This is a genomic window from Streptomyces sp. NBC_01549, assembly GCF_026339955.1.
GTDB lineage: Bacteria > Actinomycetota > Actinomycetes > Streptomycetales > Streptomycetaceae > Streptomyces.
In genome coordinates, this window is sequence record NZ_JAPEPW010000001.1 from 4955822 (window position 1) to 4979213 (window position 23392).

The 23392-nt window shown below is 71.2% G+C and carries 20 protein-coding genes, 1 tRNA gene and 3 pseudogenes; 11 read left to right on the forward strand and 13 right to left on the reverse strand.

What is annotated here, in order from left to right:
* Nucleotides 1-74 precede the first annotated feature (74 nt).
* Nucleotides 75-1216 (forward strand): annotated as a pseudogene (locus OG819_RS21960) (IS701 family transposase).
* 142 nt (nucleotides 1217-1358) lie between these two features.
* Here OG819_RS21960 and OG819_RS21965 read toward each other — a convergent pair.
* From OG819_RS21965 to OG819_RS21980, 4 genes and pseudogenes are all read right to left on the reverse strand, one after another.
* Complete coding sequence (locus OG819_RS21965; RefSeq protein WP_266650925.1) at nucleotides 1359-2057, reverse strand: DUF4383 domain-containing protein; 699 nt, start codon at nucleotides 2055-2057, stop codon at nucleotides 1359-1361.
* 137 nt (nucleotides 2058-2194) lie between these two features.
* A complete protein-coding gene (locus OG819_RS21970; RefSeq protein WP_266624451.1) occupies nucleotides 2195-3583 on the reverse strand; it encodes a hypothetical protein in 1389 nt (462 codons plus the stop codon).
* 74 nt (nucleotides 3584-3657) lie between these two features.
* Nucleotides 3658-3876: pseudogene (locus OG819_RS21975) on the reverse strand (hypothetical protein); the annotation flags it as partial.
* Between the two features lie 185 nt (nucleotides 3877-4061).
* Nucleotides 4062-4937 (reverse strand): annotated as a pseudogene (locus OG819_RS21980) (IS200/IS605 family accessory protein TnpB-related protein); the annotation flags it as partial.
* Between the two features lie 198 nt (nucleotides 4938-5135).
* Here OG819_RS21980 and OG819_RS21985 point away from each other — a divergent pair.
* Nucleotides 5136-5210: transfer RNA gene (locus OG819_RS21985), tRNA-Val, on the forward strand.
* A gap of 389 nt (nucleotides 5211-5599) precedes the next feature.
* Nucleotides 5600-5800 (forward strand): hypothetical protein, encoded by a 201-nt coding sequence (locus OG819_RS59110; protein WP_353963256.1) that lies wholly within the window; start codon nucleotides 5600-5602, stop codon nucleotides 5798-5800.
* A gap of 475 nt (nucleotides 5801-6275) precedes the next feature.
* Here OG819_RS59110 and OG819_RS21995 read toward each other — a convergent pair whose 3' ends face one another.
* On the reverse strand, nucleotides 6276-6830 hold the full coding sequence (locus tag OG819_RS21995; protein WP_266650927.1) for a hypothetical protein: 555 nt from the start codon (nucleotides 6828-6830) through the stop codon (nucleotides 6276-6278).
* A gap of 105 nt (nucleotides 6831-6935) precedes the next feature.
* Nucleotides 6936-7277, reverse strand: a complete 342-nt coding sequence (locus OG819_RS22000) for a hypothetical protein (RefSeq protein WP_266650928.1) — start codon at nucleotides 7275-7277, stop codon at nucleotides 6936-6938.
* A 179-nt stretch (nucleotides 7278-7456) separates the two neighbouring features.
* Here OG819_RS22000 and OG819_RS22005 point away from each other — a divergent pair, with 179 nt between their 5' ends.
* The gene (locus tag OG819_RS22005) at nucleotides 7457-7936 is read left to right on the forward strand and encodes a MarR family transcriptional regulator (protein ID WP_266650929.1); all 480 of its coding nucleotides are present in this window, start codon (nucleotides 7457-7459) and stop codon (nucleotides 7934-7936) included.
* 103 nt (nucleotides 7937-8039) lie between these two features.
* Complete coding sequence (locus OG819_RS22010) at nucleotides 8040-8630, forward strand: hydrolase (RefSeq protein ID WP_266650930.1); 591 nt, start codon at nucleotides 8040-8042, stop codon at nucleotides 8628-8630.
* A gap of 37 nt (nucleotides 8631-8667) precedes the next feature.
* On the opposite strand, the gene OG819_RS22015 is transcribed toward OG819_RS22010, so the two are convergent.
* Nucleotides 8668-9639: a 2-dehydropantoate 2-reductase gene (locus tag OG819_RS22015; RefSeq protein ID WP_266650931.1), complete on the reverse strand. Its 972-nt coding sequence runs from the start codon at nucleotides 9637-9639 to the stop codon at nucleotides 8668-8670.
* 125 nt (nucleotides 9640-9764) lie between these two features.
* Between OG819_RS22015 and OG819_RS22020 the strand changes: the two genes are divergently transcribed.
* Nucleotides 9765-9998 (forward strand): DUF2277 domain-containing protein, encoded by a 234-nt coding sequence (locus OG819_RS22020; protein ID WP_266650932.1) that lies wholly within the window; start codon nucleotides 9765-9767, stop codon nucleotides 9996-9998.
* Between the two features lie 50 nt (nucleotides 9999-10048).
* On the opposite strand, the gene OG819_RS22025 is transcribed toward OG819_RS22020, so the two are convergent.
* The gene (locus tag OG819_RS22025; RefSeq protein WP_266624439.1) at nucleotides 10049-10684 is read right to left on the reverse strand and encodes a DedA family protein; all 636 of its coding nucleotides are present in this window, start codon (nucleotides 10682-10684) and stop codon (nucleotides 10049-10051) included.
* Between the two features lie 201 nt (nucleotides 10685-10885).
* Here OG819_RS22025 and OG819_RS22030 point away from each other — a divergent pair, with 201 nt between their 5' ends.
* The gene (locus OG819_RS22030; RefSeq protein ID WP_266650933.1) at nucleotides 10886-11422 is read left to right on the forward strand and encodes a superoxide dismutase family protein; all 537 of its coding nucleotides are present in this window, start codon (nucleotides 10886-10888) and stop codon (nucleotides 11420-11422) included.
* 57 nt (nucleotides 11423-11479) lie between these two features.
* On the opposite strand, the gene OG819_RS22035 is transcribed toward OG819_RS22030, so the two are convergent.
* From OG819_RS22035 to OG819_RS22045, 3 genes are all read right to left on the reverse strand, one after another.
* Complete coding sequence (locus OG819_RS22035; RefSeq protein ID WP_266652798.1) at nucleotides 11480-13525, reverse strand: FAD/NAD(P)-binding protein; 2046 nt, start codon at nucleotides 13523-13525, stop codon at nucleotides 11480-11482.
* A gap of 293 nt (nucleotides 13526-13818) precedes the next feature.
* The gene (locus OG819_RS22040; RefSeq protein ID WP_266652800.1) at nucleotides 13819-15477 is read right to left on the reverse strand and encodes an alkaline phosphatase D family protein; all 1659 of its coding nucleotides are present in this window, start codon (nucleotides 15475-15477) and stop codon (nucleotides 13819-13821) included.
* 166 nt (nucleotides 15478-15643) lie between these two features.
* Nucleotides 15644-16288 (reverse strand): HNH endonuclease family protein, encoded by a 645-nt coding sequence (locus tag OG819_RS22045; RefSeq protein ID WP_266414272.1) that lies wholly within the window; start codon nucleotides 16286-16288, stop codon nucleotides 15644-15646.
* A 480-nt stretch (nucleotides 16289-16768) separates the two neighbouring features.
* Between OG819_RS22045 and OG819_RS22050 the strand changes: the two genes are divergently transcribed.
* Together OG819_RS22050 and OG819_RS22055 are read left to right on the forward strand one after the other, a co-directional pair.
* On the forward strand, nucleotides 16769-17350 hold the full coding sequence (locus OG819_RS22050) for a TMEM165/GDT1 family protein (protein ID WP_266414274.1): 582 nt from the start codon (nucleotides 16769-16771) through the stop codon (nucleotides 17348-17350).
* A 221-nt stretch (nucleotides 17351-17571) separates the two neighbouring features.
* Nucleotides 17572-18231, forward strand: coding sequence for an HAD family hydrolase (locus OG819_RS22055; RefSeq protein ID WP_266650934.1), 660 nt, complete (start codon nucleotides 17572-17574; stop codon nucleotides 18229-18231).
* 210 nt (nucleotides 18232-18441) lie between these two features.
* On the opposite strand, the gene OG819_RS22060 is transcribed toward OG819_RS22055, so the two are convergent.
* Entirely contained in the window at nucleotides 18442-19398 is a 957-nt protein-coding gene (locus OG819_RS22060; protein ID WP_266650935.1) for a peptidoglycan-binding domain-containing protein, read from the reverse strand.
* Between the two features lie 188 nt (nucleotides 19399-19586).
* Between OG819_RS22060 and OG819_RS22065 the strand changes: the two genes are divergently transcribed.
* Nucleotides 19587-21719, forward strand: a complete 2133-nt coding sequence (locus OG819_RS22065) for an MFS transporter (protein ID WP_266650936.1) — start codon at nucleotides 19587-19589, stop codon at nucleotides 21717-21719.
* A gap of 15 nt (nucleotides 21720-21734) precedes the next feature.
* On the opposite strand, the gene OG819_RS22070 is transcribed toward OG819_RS22065, so the two are convergent.
* Nucleotides 21735-22238 carry a GNAT family N-acetyltransferase gene (locus tag OG819_RS22070; protein ID WP_266650937.1) on the reverse strand — a complete coding sequence of 168 codons (504 nt, stop codon included), beginning with the start codon at nucleotides 22236-22238 and terminating at the stop codon, nucleotides 21735-21737.
* Between the two features lie 213 nt (nucleotides 22239-22451).
* Here OG819_RS22070 and OG819_RS22075 point away from each other — a divergent pair, with 213 nt between their 5' ends.
* Nucleotides 22452-23120 (forward strand): hypothetical protein, encoded by a 669-nt coding sequence (locus tag OG819_RS22075; RefSeq protein WP_266650938.1) that lies wholly within the window; start codon nucleotides 22452-22454, stop codon nucleotides 23118-23120.
* The last annotated feature ends 272 nt before the right edge of the window (nucleotides 23121-23392 follow it).

Sequence of the window (23392 nt, forward strand, 5' to 3'; positions counted from 1 at the left end):
GCTGGGTTGGCTCGTTGTTCCGACTGTGCGATGAATCGTTGACGGTTGAGCAGGTCGAGTCGTGGTCCGAGGGGATAGCCGGGTTCCATGCCCGGTTCGCCCACCGTTTCGGCAGGTCGGAGCCCCGCGAGCGGGCGTCGGACTACCTGAACGGGTTGCTCGCGCCGCTTGAGAAGAAGAACGGGTGGACGCTGTCGGAGCAGGTCGGGCAGTTGCGCCCCGACGGCGTCCAGCGCCTGCTCAACCACTCCGACTGGGACGAGAACGCGGTCCGCGACGATGTCCGGGACTTCGTCGTGGAGACCATCGGCGCCAAGGACGCGGTGCTGATCGGCGACGACACCGGCTTCCTGAAGAAGGGCACCAAGTCCGCCGGCGTCCAGCGGCAGTACACCGGCACAGCCGGCCGCACGGAGAACAGCCAGATCGGAACATTCCTGGCCTACGCCTCCGCCAGGGGCGGGCGTTGATCGACCGCGAGCTCTACATCCCCGTCTCCTGGACGGATGACCGTGACCGCTGCCGCGCGGCCGGGATCGACGACGAGGTCCCCTTCGCGACCAAGAACGAGCACTTCAAGTGGATGCTGCAACGCGCCATCGACGCGGGTGTCCCGTTCGCGTGGGTCACCGCTGACGAGGCATACGGGCAGGTCAAGCACCTGCGAGTGTGGCTGGAGGAACGTCGGGTCGCGCACGTGCTGGCTACGAAGGTCAACGACACTGTGATCACCACGCACGGGGCGGACACGCGGGTGGACCAGTTGGTCGCCGCGCTGCCCCGCCAGCGGTGGAAACGAATCTCCGGCGGGGCCGGCGCGCACGGTGAGCGGATCTACGACTGGGCGCGTGTCGCGATCCGCCCGTCCTGGGAAAACGGCTTCGGGCACTGGGTGCTGGCCCGACGCAGCGTCAGCGACCCGAGCGAGATCGCCTACTACGTCTGCTACGGCCCGGTCGCCTCCCGACTGAAAGACCTGGTCAAAGTAGCTGCCGCGAGGTGGGCGGTCGAGGAGTGCTTCCAGACCGCGAAGGGAGAGTGCGGTCTGGACCACTACCAGGTGCGGCTCTACCGGGCCTGGTACCGCCACATCACCCTGGCCATGGCCGCCCTTGCCTACCTGACCGCCGTCCGCGCCGCAGAAGCCACAAAAGGGGCACTCTCGACGACGAGCAAGACCTCATACCCCTCAGCGTCCCGGAGATCCGCCGGTTGATGGGCCACGTCGTCGTCACGCGCCACTGTCACAGCAACGAGCACCATCTGCACTGGTCACGCTTCCGACGACGCAGCCAAGCCCGAGCCCGCCGCTCCCACTATAAACGCCGAGGCCACATTCTCCAGATGCGGTTGCAGTACTAGGGATCCGTGGTCCTGGGCGGCTCGGTGGGCTTGGTCTCGGACGACTTGGTCTCGGACGACCTGGTCTCCGTCTCCACGGCCTTGGTCCCCGTGCCGCCCACGGCCCCGGGCGTCGGCGCGGCCCTGTGCGACTGCTGCAGGGCCGTTGCCGAGGCCGACTCCCGCAGCGCCCGCATCCGCTCCGCCCGCTCGGCCTCCTCGGGGTGGCGGGCTTTGTAGTACGGGTTGTCGTGCGGCAGGGCCGAACCGACCCTCCCGTACATCCCGAAGAACATCAGCAGGACGCCGACCACAAAGCTGAACAGCACGTTCTGGATGCGGAAGGCGAGGAAGTTGTAGCGGCCGTCCAGCAGCGCCAGGTTCAGGAAGCCGTTGAGGATGAACAGGACGCCGAAGACCATGTTGAGCGTCGAGGCGAAGTTCCCGCCGATCACCATGCCCACGAACAGCAGCAGCCCGACACAGATGGACAGCACGCTGAGCGAACCGTTGGTGTTCAGCCCTATGACCGTGTCCCCGTGGGTGGTGAAGTAGCCGACCCTGTTGGCCAGGCCGAGGATGCCGAAGGCGAGCAGGAAGAGGCCCATCAGGCCCGCGCCGATCCGGTAGAACGTGTTCAGCCGGTGATCGACCGGCAGATGGTCGTCGAAGGCGATGCGTCGTCGGGATCCGGGACGAATTACGTGCGTGGCCATATCCGCCTCCCTCTCCAGCTAGCGGAGGCCGTACGTACATCCCAGCATCCGCCAGGAGACCGGGGACCGCCAACACCGGAGACCGGTGACCGCCGGCACCGGACGCCGGAGACAGGGAAGACCGGCGCCGGAGAAGCTCAGGCCGGGCCGCCGCGCTCCTCGCGGATCTGGGAGACCACGCGGGCCGCCGTCGCCCGCACCGCCTCCGTCTCGGTCAGGAAGTGCCAGTAGTCGGGGTGGCGCCCCTCCAGCGTGGCGATGGCACGCTCGAGCCGGGCGACGGAGTCGTCGAGCGGGCGGGCATGGCGCGGATCCGGAGTGTTGCGGCCCGACATGGCCAGACGCTGGGCGTCCCGGATGGCGAAGCGGGTGCGGTCGATCTCCTGCTGGGGGTCCTTGGACACGGCGTTCAGCCGCCGCAGCCGGTCACCGGCCGCGGACACGGCCTCGTCGGTGCCGTTCAGCAGCGCGCGCACGGTGGACAGCAGCGAGGTCGCGTCCGGCCAGCGCTGCGCGTCGCGCGCGGCCTGCGCCTCCTTCAGCTTCAGCTCGGCCTGCCGTACGTTCTCGGCGGCCTGCTCCGGCACATGCTGCAGGTCCTGCCAGCACGCGGCCGAGAACCGGCGCCGCAGCTCGCTCAGCACCGGCTCCACCTGCCCGGCGCGGGTCGTCAGCGCCTGGGCGCGGGTGCGCAGCGACACCAGCCGGTGGTCGATCTCCGCGGCCCGCTCCGGCAGCCGCTCGGCCTCCGCGCGCACCGCCCCGGCCTCCCGCGAGACCCGCTCGGCGCGCTCCAGCGTCTCCGGTACGCCGTGCTGTCCGGCCCCCTGGTTGAGCTTGGTCAGCTCGGGCCCGAGCGCGGCGAGCCGAGCGGCGAGATCATCGGCTCTGAGCCCTGTCTCCCGCACACCGTCGAGGGCGTTCGAGGCGGCGAGCAGGGCCTGCCGGGCGCGCTCGACGGCGGGCGCGAGCCGGGCGAGCTGCGTCTCGGCCTTCCCGAGCAGCGGCCCGAGCCCCTGACCGAACCGGTCCAGGTCCTGCTTGACGCGCCCCAGATGGTCCTTGGCGGCGGTCAGCTCGGCACGGGCGCGCGCGGCGACCGACGCCTCCAGCTCGTCCCGGTCGAGGTCGTGGGCGTCGACGGCCTCGATGTACTTCTGACTGGCCTCGTCGATGCGCCGGCCCAGCGCCTCGAAGTCGGAGACGGCGCGGCGGGCCGCGGGGGTGTCGTCGACGGCGGTGATGGTCTCGATCGAGATCCGCAGATCGCGCTGGGCGGTGTCCAGTTCGTAGAAGGCGGCCGCGGCGGCGTCCTTCGCGGCCTGCGCCTCGGCCCGCTGACTCTCGGCGCGCCCGCCGAACCAGCGCCGGGTGCCGCCACCGGCGAAGGCGGCGGGCAGGGCGAGGGCGGCGAGGAGGGGGAGGGCGACGAGGGTCAGTACGTCACGGTACGGATGAGGCTGACGGCGTACCGACTGCGCGCGTGGCGCGAACGGCGTGTACGGCTCTGAAAGTGTCGCCGTCACATCCCTCTCCCGTGCTGTCATCCGCCTTGCCCGGTGTCATTCTCCCACCGGTTAAGGACGAACACACGGGCCGGTTAGTTCGCTGTTCGTACTGTGATGCTTCCGTCGTTCGCGTGAGCGGACACCACGTGGGAACTGGCCGGGTCCCGGGGCACGGACACCCGCACGGAGCCGTCGCCGCTCTCGGCCGTCACCCGGTAGGTGTCGTGGGGCAGCCCGATGGTGAGCGAACCGTCCTGGCTGCGGGCCTCGACCAGGTCGGGCACGACGTCGAGTTCGAGCCGTACGGACCCGCCCGAGGCCCGTACCGGTGACTGAGTCCGAGCCATGAAGATCTCCCTCTGAGAGGAACACCAACGCGCGCCGCGAACCGGCACCCTCCGAGACACGTTCCGTTCCTCCGACGCGCTCAGATGCCCTTCGACGCCTATCGACCGTACGGTTGCGGGGGACGGGCCGGAGGTGGGGTTAACCGTTCCTATGGACTGAGCGGGAGTGAGTCCTGTTGCCAGGCCACAGGCTCAGCCGAACGCTCCGAACGGTGCTGGGCGTTCTGGTCTCCCGCGTTCGCTCCGCGTCCGGGCGGCACGGATCGTGTCCGTGGTCCGGGAATGCGGGGGCGGGTTCCCTCACACCCAGAGACCTCCGGTCTGGCCTGGACGGTCCGATGCCCCGCACGATCACTCCGGTCGTGCGGGGGCGGTGCCGTCCTCCCCCAGTGCCTCAAGGGCCTGGGAGGTACCCCCAGCCGGATCGGGTGTCCCTGGGCGCGCCTTCCGATCGCCACGGCTGCCGCGTCGTGGCGAGTCGTCTTACGGTTGCTGCCGGTGAGAGGTTTTTGCCAGTGCTGGGCGCCCCAGCGGGAGGTGTAGGCGGGGTCTACGGCGATGATCGCGATGCCGGTGGCGTCGGCCATCGAGGTGAGCCGAGCACGGAGCCTGCCGGTGGGCATGCCGGAAATGACCTGCCGGAACCGCTTCTTGCGGCCGTGTTTCTCGCGGGTCTTGTCCGCGGTGAAGTCCAGGTCCTCGATGGCGATCGCCTTCACCCCGCAGGCGCGGGCCCAGTGCAGCAGCTGGGTGAGGGCGTGGCGGACCTGGGCGTCGCGGTGCTCTGTGCTACCGGACAGGTCGTAGACGAAACGGCGAGGGGTGCCGGTCGGATTGCCGTGGACGTCCAGGCGCCAGGCGGCGAGGTGGTCGGCGCTCATGTCCACGCCGATCACGCCGTCGACAAGCGCGGCACGCAGGGGGATGGTCGGGGTGGGTGGGATCTGCCAGGAGGCGGTCAGGTACCAGCGGTCCCGGCCCGCGTCCAGGTGGATGCGGTAGGCGACGGCCCGGTTGGCCTCCAACGAACACCACCCGTAAAGGTCACGCATTCGACACGTGAACGTCAGTTCCCTCCAGGTGCGTGGTAGGACACCTCTCACCGGCACTCGCTCTCGCTCACCAGAACACGCTTGAGCGCACTCCAGCGGCAGCGGCCCCAGACCCCCGGATACGGGTTTGCGGGGCACCCCCGTGGGCAATGTAGGCTGTCGACTCGTCCTGGGCGCGTAGCTCAGCGGTAGAGCGCCGCCCTTACAAGGCGGATGTCGGCGGTTCGAAACCGTCCGCGCCCACCAGTCCTAGGACACGAGAAAGGCCCAGATCAGCGGGTGGGTACCCGGGGATCTGGGCCTTGATCTTTCTCGGCGGCTAGGTGGCGCCGTGCCGCTTACGTGCCAGAAAGTCCACGTGGAGTCCGCTTCACCTTCTTGATCTGCCCGTCCACGTAGTCGGCGATCTCGTGGTCGCGGCCGTTGACGAGGTGACGGCGCCCGCGTAGTCGTATGTGGCCGGGTCGAGCGCCGTACCGAGGGCCGGGATCGTGAGCAGGCCCACGAACTCATGGCGATGACCTACCAAGGCGCGGCGATGGTGCGGTCTTGGTACGGGGGTAGGTTCGGTGGACATGACACGGGTTGCGGTAGTGGGTGTGGGGGCGGTGGGCGGCGTTGTGGCCGCCGGGCTGATGGCGACCGGGCGGGTAGAGGTGACCGCTTGCGTGCGTTCGCCGCTGGGCGGGTTGCGCATCGTACGGCCCGACGGGTTGGCTCTGGAGGGCCCAGTCGGCGCCCCAACAGGTCGGTCGCGACGTAGACGAGCAGCCAGAAGCCGAAGGCTGTCCCTGCGACGGCGGCGAAGACTGTCAGCGCCCCCTCGTACAGAGTGAACCCGAACCACAGCACGGCGAGCGGAGTGGTGATCGTCAGCACCACGCCCGCCGCCAGACCCCAGTCGTGGGGCGGTCGGCGCAGCGGGCGCGGGATCGAGGCCTGCGCCGGCACAGACGACTCGACCCGCACGGTGGGCGCCGCCCGGCACGCGAGTATCCATCCGCCGGCGGCCAGGGCGGCGACCCCGAGGAGCTCGATGACGTCCCACCTGGGAGTGCGCGCGTCATGCCGTACGAGGGCGAGACCGACCGCGGCGGCCACCGCGACGATCGCGGCACCGCCGCACAAGCGGGTAAGGATCGTGGTACGTCGCATGGCGCACCTTTCTCCGAGGCTCCGGTGACTGATCGGTCAGGGGAGTGGGGGGAGAGGTGCGCTGTTCCGTCTGGTTCAGATGGGGGGCAGGACATTCTCGGCCGGACAGCGCGGAGAAGTAAAGGGTCAGCCGAACCGAAGGCTCTGCCGGGCTCGTCATTCCTCGGCGAAGACGAGGTCCTCGATCGGGTGGGTCATGCGTACGGTTCCGCCGTTGACCTCGATCACGTGGTGCAGGCCGGTGAGGGTCTTGGCGGTGGGGCGCTGGGAGAGGACGCGGAATCGGTCGGCGCCGCCGAAGGGGTAGCTGGGGAAGCAGTCCAGCGAGGAGTCGGGTGCGAAGCGCAGGTGGTCCGCCAGGCGGCGGAAGAGCTTCGGCAGCAGCACCAGGTCGTCCGTGAGGGAGGACAGGTCGGTGATCGCCGCCCCGGCGGTCGTCGTGTCCTTGGCCCATACGCCGAGACCCGCCGACCTCGCCTGCTGGGCCACCGTGGTGAGTTCGGTGCGCAGGTCGGGGAAGAGGTTCGAGTAGAAGGTCGGGAAGACCAGGCCGAGCGCGAGCAGATGGTGGTTGGCGGTGGTGCGGAGCAGCGGTACGTCGACGGTGATCCAGTCGCCGCTCTTCTTGCCCGCGGGTGGCGCGCCGCGCCCGGCCAGCGCGACGCAGCGGCTGTGTACGTCGATGGCGCTCGCCAGGATGAAACCGGGCACGCTCTCCGGGGTGCTGGCGGTGACCTTCTCGCCGGCGTGCTGGACGGTGGTGGAACCGAGCCAGCTGCCGCGCGAGGGCTCTTTCGTACCCGGAGTGACCCGGCTTTACGGCGTTTGCGTCGGGTCTTCGTAGGCGTGCTTCAGCTTCGCGCGGGCGTCCACGGTGTCCGGTGGGGCGACCTGCGACCAGAAGCGGTGGCAGGTGACGAAGACGGCGAGTTCTCGTTCGCGTTGGCGGAGCTTCTCGACCTCGGCCTGTTCGTCGGGTGTCCAGCCGGGCGAAGCGGGGCGTTCCACTTTGCGCCAGCCCTTGTCGTCGCTGAAGCCGTCCAGGGGCTCCACCGACCAGGGGAGCTTCTTGAACAGGGCCAGGAGCTCCGCCCGGACCTGATGCAGCTCCTCCTGACCGGCCAGGAGGTCACTCGGGAAGTCATAGGTCGCAGCCACACGACAATGGTACGCCTGTTCGAATTTGGGGTGCGAGTTCCTTCGGGGACTTCACGCGAACGGGTGGGACGTCCACGGCGGCACCGACCGCTCGATGTGCATTGCTCAGTCCAGACTGCGCAGTTCGGTTTGGACAGTCTGGACTGGACAGTCTGGACTGAAGGTTTTAGCGTGAGGACATGGACGACAGCAGGGACGGCACCGAAGGTGTGGACGGCGTCTCCGGATCCGCCGCCCGTGCCGCGCGGGATCTGCGGGTCGCGTTCAGTCGGCTGCGGCGGCGGATCCGGGAGGTCGCCGAGACGGAGGGGGAGGCGCAGGATCTCTCACCCTCGCAGGTGTCCGCGCTCACGCTCGTGAGCAAGAGCGGGGCCGCGACGGCCAGTGGACTGGCGGCGTCCGAGGGGGTGCGCCCGCAGTCGATGGCCGCCACGCTCGCCGCGCTCGACCAGTACGGGCTGATCGAGCGCAACCCCGACCCCGGGGACGGCCGGCGGCAGCTCGTCACGCTCACCGACGCCGGGCGCGAGCGGGTCGAGGGCACCCGGCAGGCCCGCGTGGAGTGGCTGGCCCAGGCCTTCGAGGACCGCTGCACGGAGGCCGAGCGGCAGACCGTCATCGAGGCGATGGCCGTGCTGGAACGGCTCACCAGGCCGTGATGCCCAAGATCTCCGGACTCGCTCACTCCGACCGGCCCTCGCGCGACCCCGCTCGACCGATCCCTGCGCCCCCCGCGCCCCGCACCCCCCGAAAGGCCTGACCATGGCTGTCACTGCGCTCGACCCGAACACCGCGCTCGTCGTCATCGACCTGCAGAACGGCATCGCCGGAAACCCGGGCCTCGCCCCGTACCCGGCCGCCGAGGTCGTGGAGCGGGCGGCCCGGCTCGCGGACGCGTTCCGCGAGCAGAGCCTCCCCGTCGTCCTCGTCCGGGTCACCGCCGCCGCCGACGGCGCGGACGGCGTGCCCGGGCGCATCGACGGCCCCGCCCGCGCCCCCCGTGTCTGGCCGGAGGGCTGGGACGTCCTCGTCGACGAGCTCGCCGGTCACCCGGAGGACATCGTCGTCACCAAGCGGAACTGGGGCGCGTTCTACGGCACCGACCTCGACCTGCAGCTGCGCCGCCGCGGGGTCACCCAGATCGTGCTGGTCGGCATCGCGACCAGCATCGGCGTCGAGTCCAGTGCCCGCGCCGCCCACGAGCACGGTTACCACGTCACCCTGGCCACCGACGCGATGTCCGACATCGAGGCCGAGACCCACCGCAACAGCGTGGAGCGGATCTTCCCGCGTCTCGGTGAGACGGGCACGACGGACGAGATCCTGGAAGTGCTGGCCAAGACCCACGACTGAGCCATGTCCAAGACCCACGGCTGAGCCGTAGCCGGGGTCAGTGGCGGTGGTTGTCCGCCAGCTCCCTCACCAGCGCCCGCGCCACCGGCACGGCCACCCCGTGCCGGTCCGCGGCCCGCAGCAACGCGCCGCCGATCGCGTCCAGTTCGAGCGGACGGCCCGCCTCGGCGTCGCGTTGCATGGAGGACTTGGCCTCGGGAGGGAAGGCGTCGTAGCGGGCGAGGGCCACGGACGGGTCCGCCGGGGCGCCGCACGCCCGGCTGACGGCGGCCGTCTCCGCCACCAGGGCCGTCAACTCCTCGCGGTGGCGCGTACGGACCTCGCCCAGCGGCACCCCGTAACGGGTCGTCAGCAGCGCGAACGGCGCGAGGAACGACATCTTCGCCCACAGCGTCGTCGCCTCGTCGTCCAGCACGCGGACGGTGGGGCCGGCCGCCGCCAACACCCCGGCGAGCGCGTCCAGCCGCTCGCGCGGCACGCTGTCGCCGGTCAGGTCGATCTCGGCGAAGGGGCTGCCATGTTCGATCACGCCGGGGGCGGTCCGGGTCGACTCGACGCGGATGACGGCGGGGGCGACGCGGGCGGCGCCGTAGCGGGCGCGCAGGGTCGCCGGGTGTTCGACACCGTTGAGGAACGGGACCAGGAGCCCGTCACCGAGCATCTCCGGCGGTACCCGCTCCAGGGCCGCGTGCAGCGCCGTGTGCTTGACGCTGATCAGGCAGGCGTCGACCGGTTCGCGCAGTTCGGTGTCGGCCTCCACGGCCGCCGTGAAGTCCCCGAACCGGCCGCTGCGGACGCGAATGCCGTCCGTGCGCAGCGCCCGCGCCGTCTCGTCCCCGGCCAGGCAGATCACCCGGTGTCCGGCCCGGGCGATCAGCGCCGCCAGCAGTCCGCCGACGCCGCCCGGGCCCAGTACCGCCACGGTCGACCGTTCCCCAGCCTGGTTCTCGGCCTGGTTCTCAGCCTGGGCCTGGTCCTGATCCTGTGCCTTCGAGTGGTCCTTGGTCATGGCTGTTCGATCCTCTCGTCGGTCGGCCCCGGGAGGTGGCCGCCTCGACATAGATCATCCCGCTGGGCCGGACGCGTGATCCCGACGGGGTCCCACGACCGTGGCGTACGCGCGAGACTGGACGCATGTGCCGCAGCATCAAGACACTCCGTCCGCCCGTGCTCCCCGAAGAAACCACCGAAGAGGAGATCCGCGCCGCCGCCCTCCAGTACGTCCGCAAGGTGTCCGGCTTCCGCGCCCCGGCCGCCCACAACCGTGAGGTGTTCGACCACGCGGTCGAGGCGATCGCCGCCGCCACCGCCGAGCTGCTGGGCGGCCTGGAAGTACGCGGGGCCGCTCAGCCACAGCGCGCCGGATAGCGCCCCGCGCGTTCACACGCCCGCGGGTCCGCGGGTCCGCGCGGACGCGGTCAGGCGCCGGTGCCCGACTCCTCGGGCACGGGACGCCGCATCACGAACGCCGCGCCCGCCCCCGCGCCGAACAGCGCCAGGAGCGACACCCCGGTGGCGAGCCAGCTCGCGCCCAGCCACTGGCCGCCGAAGTATCCGAGGGCGACGCTGTAGACGGCCCAGGCCAGACCCGCCACGATCGACCACGGCAGGAACTCGCGGACCCGGCGGTGGGCGGCGCCCGCGCCGAGCGAGACGACCGAGCGCCCGGCGGGCGCGAAACGGGCGAGGACGACCAGGACACCCCTGGCACCGCCGCCGCGCGAGAGGACCGCGCCGAGACGTTCCTGCGCGCTGGACAGCCGGCGCGAGCGGGCTATGGCCCGGTCCAGACGTTCGCCGCCGCGCCAGGCCAGCCGGTAGGCCACCAGATCGCCGAGGACGGAGGCGGTGGCCGCGGAGAGGGTGAGCGCCATGATGTTGGGCACCGCCTGCCCGACGGCCGCCCCCGCGGAGCCCGCCGCCGCGGCCGTGGCCGCCGTGATGACGAGGACGCCGCTCGGCAGTACCGGCAGGAAGACGTCCAGCAGGACCGAGACGGCCACCGCCGCGTAGATCCATGGGCTGCCGGTCAGCGGCCCCACACTCTCCAACACCGAAACTCCCCTGTACTCCCCCGTTGGCACGACCTCGCCGCTACGTCGCGGGGGAGCGGCAGGCGGCTTGTGACAGCCATACAGCGTACGCGGCAGGTGTGACAGGAGGGTCACTGGGGGTTCATGTGCTCTTCAGGGCGGGAGCGAGTAAGGGAGGGGCGAAGTCAGGGCGGGGACGAGCGTTGAAGGAGCGGGACAGCGATGGTGGCAGGGATGATCGCCGGGGCCCTGGCGTCGGCCGTACTGACGGTGGGCGGCGGCGCGGGAACGGACGGCTACTGGATGACGACGGAGGCGCGGTTCGCGCCGCCCGGCGCCTTCGTCCCGTCGACGGCACTGACGTACGACACGCAGGTCGTTCCGGCGGCCGGCGGGATCGAGGTGAGTCAGCTGATGGACGAGCGGGGCGCCACGACCCTGCGGCTGCGGGTGACCGGAGTGAAGGCCGGCCACGCGTTCGGGGCGCGGGTGCACCAGAAGTCCTGCGCCGCCGATCCGGCCGCGGCGGGCGGGGTCTACCAGCACCGCGCGGACCCGGCTCACACCGATCCGGACAACGAGGTGTGGCTGGACTTCACCGCCGACGAGAACGGGAGGGGTGAGGCGAGGACCCGGCACGACTGGGGCCTCAGGCCGGGCGGGGTCGGTTCCGTGGTGCTCTACGACGGGCCGGGCGCGAAAGGTGCGCGGGTGGCGTGCTTCACCGTCCCGTTCGGATGGGTCGCCGGGACGGCCTGAGCGAGGGCGGTTCGGGACGGCGCCCACCTCCGGGTGAGGGAGGTGGGCGCCGGGCGGCTAATCAATGCTTGCGAGTTCAGCATTTAGCCATGTGTCAGGTGTCGACGGGGCCTCTGGTTCGGCTGTCGCCGCACGTAGAGCGGCCCGCGCCACCGCGTCGGCGTCCGAAAGTGTGACCGAATCCACACCCGGCCGGGCCCCGGCCGCGGTCACCCAGTGCACGCCCTCCGTGGGGACCCCGAAGGCGAACCGCTTCGCGTGCGGGCGCCCTTGACGGTCGATCAGACGATAGGGACGCGGTGTCACGTCCAGCCCTCCGGTCTCGTAACCGTCGCTCGTGTGCGGGCGGCACCCGCCCGTCCTCAGCAGCCGGGTGAGCAGTTCGTCGCCCGTCCGCCTGAGGTCCGGCTCCGGCAGCCGCGCCTCTATCAGCGTCGTCACGCGGACCGTCGAACCCGGCACGTCGGGGGAGTGCGCGACCCACGCCCCGTCCTCGGCCCGCACCTCCAGCCGGGGGCCCACGACGTCCAGGACGCCCGCCTCGATCAGCGCGGTCATCTCCTCGACGCGACGGCGGGGCGGCCCGATGGAGAGGAAGGCGTTGAGCGGTGTGTACCAGCGGTCCAGGTGTTCACGCCGCGAGCCGCCCGGCAGGCCCCCGTGGTCCACGATCCGCCGCACCTCGTTGCGCAGGTCGCGCAGCACGTCCAGGGCGGCCTTCAGAGGACCGTCGACGTTCCCGAGCGCGGCCTGCTCGGCGTCCTCGCGCAGATGCGCCAGCAGCCAGGAACGCCAGTCGCCGGGCGTGGTGAAGTGGCGGCCGGCGTACGGGCGCGCAACGCGGTCCCAGCACCAGCGCTCACCCTCCGGGATGCCGAACTCGTCGAGGATGCGGGCTTCTTGAGAGCTCCGGTGCCCGGCGGCGAGGAAACGGTCCCGGAACTCCAGCAGCCGCGGACGCTCCCACCGCCCGGCGCACACACCTTCGTAGTAGACCGTCTCCACCTCCTTCGCGATCAACGGCCATATCTCGCCCAGGAAGTCCGGCGCCTCACCGGAGTCGGCACGCTTGCGGAAGCCGGCGACGACCTCGTCGGTGAGGACGAGCGGGAGGTGACGGCCGTAGGGGCCCTTCGCGTTGTCGCCGCGGGCCTGGTAGGGGATACCGCGGCGCGAACCCGCGTACAGGCGGGGCTCGCGGCCGGAGGGCAGGTAGCGAAGGCCCTCGGCGGTGCGGGTGAAGCGGCCGCCCCGGCCCGTCGTGAGCAGGGCCATGTGGTCGAAGAAGTTGAGCCCGAGACCGCGCAGCAGGACCGGTTCGCCGGGAGCGGGGGCGCGGAGGTCGACGTCCGCCGGGTTGGCGGGCGGGATGTGGCGCAGGCCGTGCCGTTCGGCGTACGCCGTGAGATCGCGTTGGGCGCGGTCCGGGGCCGCCGGCAGATGCCCCTGGGCAAGGACGACCGCGGACAGCGCCGGCAGGGTGCGCCCGTTGTCCAGCGTGAGGCTCTGGCGGCCGTCGGGGCCGTCGTCGAGCCGTACCGCGCGCGCCGGGTGCACCACGACGCGCACCCCTGGCGGCGCCCCGCGCACCACCTCGGCGAACACCCACTCCAGATAGCGGCCGTAGTGGGCGCGGGTCGGATAGTCGTCCGGGCCCAGCTCGCCGCCCGCCCAGGTGTGCAGGCTCGGCCCGGGGCGGATCGGGCCCGCGCAGTCCACGCTGTCGTCGGTGAAGAGGGTCACCTGCGAGGCCACGGTGTTCATCAGCAGATGCGGCGACTGCGCGGTCCGCCAGACCCGGCCAGGGCCGGGCGGCGACGGATCCACCACGTGGACCGTCAGCCGTGCCCCGGGCGGGAGCAGCTCCGGCGCGGACGCGCACAGGCGTTCAAGGACGCTGGTGCCCCGCGGTCCCGCGCCGACGACGGCTAGTGCCGCGGCAGGCGACGTTTGCCCGTCAAGGAGCGGCGTCCGGTGCGTGCTCTCGGCGTGCCGGCCGGACGTCCTCGTACTGGACGTACTTGGGCTTTCGGCTGGTGCGGCGAGAGGGCGTGCCGGGCGTCGCGACGGGGCGAACGTTGCCTGTCGTGGCACTAGGGACATCTCGACGGCACGGGTGGTCCCGGAGGGCGCGGCGCTCACTGCAGACAAAGGTGTGACTCCCGGGCATGGAGGGCGCATGACGGTGGACCGCTCGCGGGGAGACCCACAGGAAGGCCCCTTGGAAGCGGACGGTCCGCCTCATCATGCCGTCGGCGAGAACGCGAACCGAGCCCCGGGCGGGAGGATCGCCGCCCGCTGTGGGATGCGTCACGGGTGTCTCACGCACCCCTCACGCGCCCCGCGCAGGTCCATCACGCCTGCTCCACACACGCGTTGCGGACGACCGCGGGCGTTCACGGAGCGATCTCGGACTCCGTGACCGTGCGCAGCCGGACGGTGCGCCCGCCCTTGTCCACCCGGGCCTGCTCCAGCCGCAGCCGGGCCGAACGTCCGCTCAGGGTGAGAGTCATGAGCTGGTTGCCGAACCAAGGGCCACCCGTTTTGCGCCAGTTGACGGGCGGCTCGGCGCACTTGCCGTGCCGGGCGAACCGGCGCCCGATCGTCCGGCCCACCGCGCTCCAGCCGAAACGGAAGCCGAGCCGTATGGAGAGGGGGATGGAGTTGTGGACGGGGGAGCAGGTCAGCTGCAGGACGCGGGCGTCCGGGGAGCGCGGGGAGCCGGCGGCTCCGGAGGGCCACTCGGGCTCGGCGATGTAGGCGTGGTGGACGTCTCCGGACAGCACCGACACCGTCGCCGGGGCGTCCGGCCCGGAACCGGCTTCGGCGATCAGCTCCGCGAGCGCGGCGAAGGACGCGGGGAAGGCGGCCCAGTGCTCCAGGTCGGCCCGGCGGCGCAGCCTCTCCCCGAACCGGGCCCAGCGCGCGCCCCGTTCACCCCGGCACAGCGCGGCGTCCCATGTCTCGGCGTCGTGCACGAGGTGGGGGAGCAGCCAGGGCAGTGAGGTGCCGATCAGGAGGTGGTCGCGGGAGCCCGGCGCGTCCAGCGCCTGCTCGCGCAGCCACCGCTCCTCGCCCGGGTCCAGCATCGCCCGTTCGTTCTCGGCCAGCACCCGGGCCGCCCGGGTGTCCACCATCAGCAGCCGTACGCGGCCGAAGTCGCGGCGGTAGCTCCAGCGGACGGAGGCCGGGTCGGTGTCGGACTGGGCGGCGAAGGCGCGCAGCACGTCGGTGCCGTCGGGGGTCTCGCGGACGGCGGCGTACAGGGGGTCGTCGGCGAGTTCGCGCGGTGAGAGGTTGCCGAGGTGCTGGTGGACCCAGTACGACATCAGGCCGCTGAGCAGCCGCTCGCGCCACCACAGCGTGGCGCGCATGTCGGCGAGCCAGGAGGCGCTGGTGTTCCAGTCGTCTATGACGTCGTGGTCGTCGAAGATCATGCAGCTGGGCACGGTCGACAGCAGCCAGCGGACTTCCGGGTCGAGCCAGGATTCGTAGTAGAGGCGGGTGTACTCCTCGTAGTCCGCGACCTGGTCGCCCGGGGGGTCTTCGAGGTTGCGCCGGGCGGCGAGCCAGCGCTGGGTGGCCTTCGAGGTCTCGTCGGCGTACACCTGGTCGCCCAACAGGAGCAGGACGTCCGGCCGTTCGCCCTCGGGCTCGGTCGCGATGCGGGCCGCCAGTGTGTCCAGGGCGTCGGGCCCGACCGGGTCCTTCTCGTCCGCGGGCGGCGCGGCCCAGCGGCAGGAGCCGAAGGTGACCCGGACGGCGTCCTCCTCGCCCGGGGTGCGCACGAGCGAGGGTGGGAAGGGGGAGTCGGACAGCGGCCAGACGCCGACGCCGTCCAGCAGCACCTCGTAGGTGGTGTCCGTGCCCGGGGTCAGACCGCTCACCGGCACCAACGCGTAGTGGTGTCCGGCGACTTGGAAGGTGCGGGCCGAGCCGCCGGCACCGTCGGCGCAGCGCACCTCGGCGGTGCACGGACGGCTCGCCTCGACCCAGAAGGTCGCGGACGAGCCGTCGACGTACCTCAGCAGCGGTCCCAGGCGCAGCTCCGCCAAGGTGATCACCCCTCTCCGTCGCCCCGTACGGTACGGAACGACGGAGACGAGCGGGGAGGTTCCGGGAACGGCGCCGGTATCCGTGGGGGGTGGGGACCGGTGGGGTCGGTGAGGACCTGTGAGGACCTGTGAGGTCAGTGAGGACCGGTGGGAACCGGTGCGGGGATCAGCAGCCGCTGAGGACCGAGCTGAGCTTGCTCTTCTCCGCCGAGTCGACCGAGAGGTTGTAGTAGTACTTCACCTGGACCCAGGCGCGGACGTAGGTGCAGGCGTAGGAGCTGAGCGGGGGCATCCACTCGGCCGGGTCCTGGTCGCTCTTCTGCTGGTTCACGTTGTCCGTGACGGCGATGAGCTGGGGACGGGTCACGTCGTTGGCGAAGGCCTGGCGCTGGGCGGTGGTCCATGCGCTCGCGCCGGAGTCCCAGGCCTCGGCGAGCGGGACGAGGTGGTCGATGTCCAGGTCGGAGGCGGCGGTCCAGGTGGCGCCGTCGTAGACCGAGTACCAGGTGCCGCTGGTGGCGGTGCACGCGGAGTTGGTGACGACGTTCGAACCGTCGCGCTTGAGGACGTACTCACGGGTGTTGCAGGTACCGCTGATGGTGATCCAGGTGGGGAAGAGATCACGGTCGTAGCCGGTGCGGTTCTCCGTCGCCACGGTGAGCGAGGCGAGGTAGGTGCGCGCGGTGGCGGCGCTGACCGGGGTGGGCAGCGCGGCGGAGGCGGTCGGGCCGTTGAATATCCCGACCATGGCTATCAGGCCGGTGAAGGCTGCGAGTATGCTCAGCCGTCGACGCGCGTAGACCTTTGGCATGCGAACTCCCTTGAGGTGGGGGGACGTTGGGGCGAGCGGGCCCATGCTCGCGGTGGCGCATTTCTGGAAGGTGTGGGGCAGGTAAGAAGCTAGTGACGTGCGCATGACATGCCAAGGGGTCGGGGGCAACCGTTTTCTGTGGATCGGGGGGCGGGCTCCGGGGCGTGGCGTGTGAGGGGATCGGCCGGTGTGGTGCGAGGGGCTCGGGACCTATGGCCCTGTCCGGCACATTTCGGCATCCCGTAGGATGAGTGACGCAGAAGGGGAGTAGCTCTTCGCCGGACCGTCGACATACTGCTCAGCTCGTCTGAGCCGGCGCCCGGAGGCAGGCCTTCACGGTCGGCCAGCGAGACCTTCGGCAGAGCAGTGCACTGTCCGCGCGTATGTCCTCGTGCGGGCGCCGACGTGTGCTGCCGTGCCGAGGTGTCGCGTCGCAGTCACAGCACTCTCGGTGGGGCAGCCCCGACCGATTGAGGGATTTTGATCAGCATCACCGTGATGGCGCTCGTCTTCGGCGTCGTCTTCCTCGCCGAACTGCCGGACAAGACCGCGCTCGCCGGGCTCGTCCTGGGCACCCGCTATCGCGCCTCCTACGTCTTCGCGGGCGTCGCCGCCGCCTTCGCCGTGCATGTCGCGCTCGCCGTCGCGGCCGGCAGTGTGCTGACCCTGCTGCCGCAGCAGATCGTGCACGCACTCACGGGTGTGCTGTTCCTCGCCGGTGCCGCCGTGCTGCTCCTGAAGAAGGGCGAGGACGAGGAGGAGATCCGCAAGCCCGAGAACCAGACCTTCTGGAAGGTCTCGGGGGCGGGCTTCATGCTCATCCTGGTCGCCGAGTTCGGTGACCTCACGCAGATCATGACGGCGAACCTCGCGGCCCGGTACGACGACCCGCTCTCGGTCGGCCTCGGCGCGGTGCTCGCGCTCTGGGCGGTGGCCGGACTCGGCATCGTCGGCGGGAAGGCCCTGATGAAGCGGGTTCCGCTGGAGCTCATCACCAAGGTCGCGGCCATGCTGATGCTGGCGCTGGGGGCCTGGAGTCTGTATGAGGCGGTGGCGGCCTGAGCCGCCGGCGCCCCGCTCGTCGGCGGGTCGTCGAAGGGTCCGGGGCTCCGCCTGGTCGGAAGCGGTGGCGCCGGTCCCCCTCGTTTTGTATCGTAGAGAAACAAAGTGGCTCCCGTCCGCACTCCCTGACCGGCGGGCGGGGCCGCCTTGTCCCCGGGGGACCCGGTGCTGATCCAATGGACGCCCCCCCGGCCCCTTCCCTCGCGCTCTGGAGCTTGCCGATGACGGCCACCACCGTTCTGACCGCCCGCGCCCTCCTGCTCGACATGGACGGCACCCTCGTCAACTCGGACGCCGTGGTCGAGCGCTGCTGGCGCCGCTGGGCGGAGCGGCACGGGCTCGACGGGGACGAGGTCATGAAGGTCGTCCACGGGCGGCAGGGGTACGCGTCGATGGCGGTGCTGCTGCCGAACCGGCCCATGGAGCAGAACTATGCCGACAACGCGCGCATGCTCGCCGAGGAGACCGCCGACATGGACGGGGTCGTCGCGATTCCGGGTGCCGGGGAGTTTCTCGCCTCGCTGGCCGGGGTGCCGCATGCCCTTGTCACCTCCGCGGATGTGGGGCTGTCCACCGCGCGGATGGCTGCCGCCGGGCTGGGGCTGCCCGATGTGCGGATCACCGCCGAGTCCGTCGGTGCGAGCAAGCCCGATCCCGAGGGTTTTCTGAAGGGCGCCGCCGAGTTGGGTGTGGCGCCTGAGGACTGTGTCGTCTTCGAGGATTCGGGGGCCGGGATTTCCGCTGGGCGGGCTGCTGGGATGCGGGTGGTCGGGGTAGGGCCCCGGGCCGGCTTTCATCGTCCGGATGCCGTTGTGTCCGATCTGACGCGGGTGCGGGTGGAGGTTGTCGGGGGCGGGACGATACGCCTGCACCTCGGCTGACGCGCGCGAGGTTCACCTCCGCCGCCCCTACCCGTCCCATCCTCAACCTGGGGGCTGCTCCCCCAGCCCCCCGATCGGCCTGAACGGCCTCGTCCTCGAACGCCGGACGGGCTGAAAGACGCGGGGTGCAGCCCCGCCCCAGGGGCGCGGGGAACTGCGCGACCAGCCCGCACCGGCCCGCAGCCGACGGACCCCCCAGCCGCCGAACCCCTACGGAGTCGTCGTCTCGTTCTCCAGGCTCGTGCGTGTCGCCGCCCCGTACACCCCGGACTCGTCGCCCGTGATGCCCCGCGCCCACTGGTAGCGGCGTACCGCGTCCTCGACCCGGCCGGAGTACCTGCCGTCGGCGTCGCCCGTGTAGAGGGACAACTGGCGTAGACGCAGCTGGAGTTCGGTGACTTCGGGGCCTCTGTCGCCGCGGCGCAGGGTCTGGGCGGGCTCATCGCCCGCGGAGCCCTGGTCCGGCGCCAACGAGGCGGCCACGGTCGGTGTGGTGGTGGGTGTGGGTGACTGGGAGGGGTCGGACGGTCGCGTCGAGGTCGCCGAGGTGGAGGGTGACGGACTTTTGCTGGGCGACGGGGGCGGTGCGGCCGTGGCCGTCGTCGTGGGGGATGCGCCGGGTTCGGGAATCGAACCTGAGTCTGATCGTGACGAGGGGGACGGCGGCACCGAGGTCGGCGTCGGTGACGCCTCCGGCACGCTCGCCCGTGCGTCGTCCGGCAGCGCCCCGTCCCGCGCGGGGGTGTCGTACGAGAACAGGCCGCTCGCGAACCCCGCCGCCGCCACGACCGCCACCGCGGCCCCGGTCACGACCAGCAGGGCCGTACGCCGCCGCCAGCGGGGCGGTTCCTCGGCGAGGGGGGACGGGGGCGGGTACGGAGTCCCATTTCCGGAGTCGGCGTCTCGTACGGCGGCGAGTCGTACGGTGGCGGCGGCCTCCGGCGGCACCGTACGCAAGCGCATGGTGGCGGGCGAGGACTCGTTCGCCACCAGATCCACGTACGGGCGTATCCGTAGGGGATCGAAGTCCTCCGCCGCTGCCGCCTCCGCCGTGCGCGCGTCGCGCAGGGCGTCGGACGCGCGCCGGGTGCAGGCGCAGGACGGGGTGCCGTCCGGCGTCCGGGGCGCGGCGCACTCGGGGCAGACATGCCCGTTCGGTTCAGTCACGCGTTGGGTCCCTCCCCCTGAGACTCGCCCCCTCGGAACTCCCGAGGTTATCCACATCCACCACACCTTCTCCCAGGAGCCCCCGGAATCCCTCCTTCCGCACCTGTTACAAGCTTCAACAGGCCATAACCGGCCATACCGACCACCATGGAGGGTGACGAGACCCCAGGGGTTCATGGGAGGTCCGCATGACGGGCGAGACACCCGGTGATGTGCACGACTCGGACGCGTCGCCGCACGACCCCCCGTACGCCGTGAACGAGACGGTCGTGCGCAGGCGCTCGGCGGCCGCCGTCGACGCCCAGGAGGCGCCGGTGCACGGCGGTGTCGTCGTCTCGATCGGCGCGCTGCTGCTCGGCATGCTGCTGGCCGCCCTCGACCAGACGATCGTGTCGACCGCGCTGCCCACCATCGTCAGCGACCTGGGCGGCCTCGAGCACTTGTCGTGGGTGGTCACCGCGTATCTGCTCGCGTCGACCGCGGCGACTCCGCTGTGGGGCAAACTCGGCGACCAGTATGGCCGGAAGAAGCTGTTCCAGGCCGCGATCGTGATCTTCCTCGTCGGGTCCGCATTGTGTGGAATGGCGCAGAACATGGGCGAGTTGATCGGCTTTCGGGCCCTTCAGGGCCTCGGTGGCGGTGGGCTCATCGTGCTGTCCATGGCGATCGTCGGCGACATCGTCTCGCCGCGCGAACGGGGGAAGTACCAGGGGCTGTTCGGGGCCGTCTTCGGTGCGACGAGTGTGCTCGGGCCGCTGCTCGGCGGGCTGTTCACCGAGCACCTCAGCTGGCGCTGGGTCTTCTACGTCAACCTGCCGGTCGGCGTGGTCGCGCTCGTCGTGATCGCGACGGTCCTGCGCATTCCGAGGAAGTCCGCCGAGCACGTCATCGACTACCTCGGCACGTTTCTCATCGCCGCGGTCGCCACCTGTCTCGTGCTCGTCGCCTCGCTCGGCGGCACCACCTGGGCGTGGAGCTCGCCGCAGATCATCGGACTCGCGGTGCTGGGTGTCCTGCTCGCCGTGGCCTTGGTGGCGGTGGAGCGGCGGGCGGCCGAACCCGTCCTGCCCCTCAGGCTCTTCCGCATCCGCACCTTCTCCCTCTCCGCCGTCATCAGCTTCATCGTCGGCTTCGCGATGTTCGGCGCGATGACCTATCTGCCGACCTTCCTCCAGGTCGTCCGGGGCGTGAGCCCCACCCTGTCCGGCGTGTACATGCTGCCCATGGTGTTCGGGCTGCTGCTGTCCTCGACCGTCTCCGGGCAGATCGTCAGCCGTACCGGCCGCTGGAAGGTCTTCCCCATCGTGGGCACCGGTGTCACGGCGCTCGGTCTGCTGCTGCTCCACCAGCTCGACGAGCACAGCAGTACGGGCGTGATGAGCGTGTACTTCCTCGTCTTCGGCCTGGGTCTCGGCCTGGTCATGCAGGTCCTGGTCCTGATCGTGCAGAACGCGGTCTCGTACGAGGATCTGGGCGTCGCCACCTCGGGCGCCACCTTCTTCCGCTCGATCGGCGCCTCGTTCGGCGTGGCCATCTTCGGCACCGTCTTCGCGAGCCGCCTCGGCGACAACCTGGTGGCCGTGCTGAGCGGACGGCAACTCCCCGCGGGCATCACGCCGAACAGTCTCAAGGCCGACCTGAAGGGCATCGCCGACCTGCCGTCCGCGCTCCGCCAGCCCGTCCTGCACGCGTACGCCTCGTCGATCACCGACGTCTTCCTGTACGCCGCCCCGGTCGCCCTGCTCGGCTTCGCCCTGGCCTGGTTCCTGCGCGAGGACAAGCTGCGGGGTTCGGTCACGGCACCCGACATCAGCGAGACGCTCGCCACCAATCCCGTGGAGCGGTCGTCGCACGACGAGGTGTGCCGCGCGCTGTCCGTGCTCGGCACCCGGGAGGGGCGACGGGAGATCTACGAGAAGATCACCGCGCGGGCCGGCTGCGACCTGCTGCCCGCCGCGAGCTGGCTGCTGCTGCGGATCAAGAAGTACGGGTGGGCGGAGCCCGCGCTGCTGGCCGAAGGCAGCGCCGTACCGCTGCCCGTCGTGCTGGCCGCGGCCCGGCAGTTGGAGGAGCGCCGCCTCGCCGCCCGCGGAGGGCTCGACCTCGTCCTCACGGACGAAGGCCGCGAGGTCGCCGAGAAGCTGGCCAAGGCCCGCGAGGAGTCCTTGGCGGAACTGCTGGGCGACTGGTGGGGACCGGACCGGCCGACCGATCTGACCAAGCTGGTCGAGGAGCTGAACGGCGAGCTGTGCGGCTCCGACGCGGAGCGGCCGCACGACGGGACGGTGCCGCGTGCGCATCCGCGCGGGAGAGCGGCGTGACTCCTCCGTCGGCCTTCAAGGCGTCAGCTTCTTCGTGAACCAGTGGTCGGCGTAGATGTCGTCGTTGTGCGGCTCGGTCTCCGCGTAGCCGTGCCGCGCGTACAGGGATCGTGCCTCCACCAGGTCGCCGCGGGTGTCGAGGATCAGCCGTTCGGCACCGAGGCCGCGCGCCGCCTCCTCGGCCGCCGCGAGCAACAGCGCCGCGCCGCCCCTGCCGCGCAGCCGCTCGCGCACGAACACCCGCTTCAGCTCACCCGTCGTGGCGTCGAGCATCCGCACCCCGGCCGTGCCGCCGGGTTCGCCGCCGTACCGTGCGACCAGCAGCACTCCGCCGGGTGCCTGGAACTCGGCACCCGTGGTCGCCGCGATCTCCCGCTCCAGCTCCTCGGGGTCGGTCGGGTGCCCCTCGTGCAGCAGGTACCAGCGGTCGCTGACCTCCGTGTAGTACGCGCGCCACAGCGTGGCGGCGACGGACGAGTCGAAGGGTTCGGGGGCGATGGTCCAGGTCATGGCGGTCATTGTCGGGAGGCGCGGCCCCCGGTCCGCAAGCGGATTTCGGCGGGCCGCCGGTGCGGGGGCGTCCGTGCGGGGGCCATCGCGGGTCCGCGGTGGTTCCGTGGCGGGTTCATGGCGGGTCCACGGTGGGACCGTGGTGGGTTCGTTTGAGTGCGGGCTTCCGGGCAACCCGGTTCTCGAACCGGCCCGTCGGGTCGAGAACCCCGGAAGGCACCCATGTCCACAGGCCTCATCATCGCTTTGATCGTGATCGTGGCGGTCGCCGTCGTCGCGGCCGCGCTGATCCTCCTGGCCCGCAGGCCGCAGGGCGGGCGCACACTGCGGCGGCGCTTCGGGCCCGAGTACGACCGGGCCGTCGCCCAGCACGACGGCGACGCCAGGGCCGCCGAGCGCGACCTCGCCGAGCGGGTGAAGCGGCACGGCGCGCTGCGTGAACGGCCGCTGGAACCGGCCGCGCGCGACGAGTACGCCGCCCGCTGGGGAGCCGTTCAGGAACGCTTCGTCGACTCGCCGCAGGAGGCGGTGGCCGAGGCGGACCGGCTGGTCGCCGAGCTGGCCGGCGCACGTGGCTTCCCCGACGGCGAGCGCTACGAGGAGCGGCTCGACGCGCTCTCCGTCCACCACGGACACCATGTGCACGGCTACCGGCGTGTGCACCAGGCCACGTACGCCTCCGCCTCGGACGCCCACGGCGGTACGGAGGAGCTCCGCGCGTCCATGGTGGAGGCCCGCGCCCTCTTCGAGGATCTGCTGGCCCCGGTCCGCCAGGACGCCCGCCAGGACACCGCCGACACCGCGCCTGCCGAGGACTCCGCCCCGGGCGAGCGTTCCCACCGGGCCCATGTGCCGTGGGCCATGACCAGGCGTCACGCGAAGGGGAGCTGAGGAATTGAATCCTCACCTCCGCGAACGGAGGTGATTCCTGGCTCACGCCGCCTCTTGGACCGGCGGTCCGTCAGGTCTTCCACGATCAACACCAGCCGGGTTGAAACCAGCCCGGGCAGCTCACCCGCTGCAAGGTCACACAACTTCAAGGACACGCTGCGTGCTTGGCTCTCGCGACGCATCGTCTGCGTCCGCGCTACCAGCACGCCGGTCCGCCCTGGGGGCGAACCGGCTCTTTCTGCCCTGCTGCACAGGTGTTCGATTCCTCCCTG

Excerpts from the sequence above, each read along its gene's own strand:
- OG819_RS21965 (WP_266650925.1), bottom strand. The coding sequence starts at position 2,057 with ATGGCCACGCACGTAATTCGTCCCGGATCCCGACGACGCATCGCCTTC.
- OG819_RS59110 (WP_353963256.1), top strand. The coding sequence starts at position 5,600 with ATGGCGACCGGGCGGGTAGAGGTGACCGCTTGCGTGCGTTCGCCGCTG.
- OG819_RS22005 (WP_266650929.1), top strand. The coding sequence starts at position 7,457 with ATGGACGACAGCAGGGACGGCACCGAAGGTGTGGACGGCGTCTCCGGA.
- OG819_RS22010 (WP_266650930.1), top strand. The coding sequence starts at position 8,040 with ATGGCTGTCACTGCGCTCGACCCGAACACCGCGCTCGTCGTCATCGAC.
- OG819_RS22015 (WP_266650931.1), bottom strand. The coding sequence starts at position 9,639 with ATGACCAAGGACCACTCGAAGGCACAGGATCAGGACCAGGCCCAGGCT.
- OG819_RS22020 (WP_266650932.1), top strand. The coding sequence starts at position 9,765 with ATGTGCCGCAGCATCAAGACACTCCGTCCGCCCGTGCTCCCCGAAGAA.
- OG819_RS22030 (WP_266650933.1), top strand. The coding sequence starts at position 10,886 with ATGGTGGCAGGGATGATCGCCGGGGCCCTGGCGTCGGCCGTACTGACG.
- OG819_RS22035 (WP_266652798.1), bottom strand. The coding sequence starts at position 13,525 with ATGTCCCTAGTGCCACGACAGGCAACGTTCGCCCCGTCGCGACGCCCG.
- OG819_RS22045 (WP_266414272.1), bottom strand. The coding sequence starts at position 16,288 with ATGCCAAAGGTCTACGCGCGTCGACGGCTGAGCATACTCGCAGCCTTC.
- OG819_RS22055 (WP_266650934.1), top strand. The coding sequence starts at position 17,572 with ATGACGGCCACCACCGTTCTGACCGCCCGCGCCCTCCTGCTCGACATG.
- OG819_RS22065 (WP_266650936.1), top strand. The coding sequence starts at position 19,587 with ATGACGGGCGAGACACCCGGTGATGTGCACGACTCGGACGCGTCGCCG.
- OG819_RS22070 (WP_266650937.1), bottom strand. The coding sequence starts at position 22,238 with ATGACCGCCATGACCTGGACCATCGCCCCCGAACCCTTCGACTCGTCC.
- OG819_RS22075 (WP_266650938.1), top strand. The coding sequence starts at position 22,452 with ATGTCCACAGGCCTCATCATCGCTTTGATCGTGATCGTGGCGGTCGCC.